Here is a 244-nt window from a genome sequence, read left to right as displayed (position 1 = left end):
TATACCCGTGATCATTGAAGATGCTTGATTTTCAGACGTCAGGAGATCATTCTGTCACACATGAAAATATTCATTACTGAGCAACAAAAAGCGGAACTTGAACGCCTTCACAATACCAGCCGTGATAAGCGGGTTTGTGATCGCATTAAAGCCGTTTTGCTGGCCTCTGAAGGCTGGAGTTCGGCCATGATTGCCCAGGCATTGCGGTTGCATCAGACAACAGTCGATAATCATATCCACGAGT

The 244-nt window shown here is 45.5% G+C and carries 1 protein-coding gene; it reads left to right on the top strand.

Annotated elements, in window-relative coordinates:
* Positions 1-60: 60 nt before the first annotated feature.
* On the top strand, positions 61-244 hold a 184-nt coding region (locus tag U869_RS0104625; RefSeq protein WP_025123586.1), incomplete at its 3' end, for a helix-turn-helix domain-containing protein.

The sequence above is a fragment of the Serratia sp. H1w genome (genome assembly GCF_000633355.1).
In the GTDB taxonomy this organism is placed as follows: Bacteria; Pseudomonadota; Gammaproteobacteria; order Enterobacterales; family Enterobacteriaceae; genus Chania.
The sequence above is the reverse complement of the archived record's forward strand: the minus strand, read 5'-3'. Positions and strand labels throughout refer to the sequence as shown.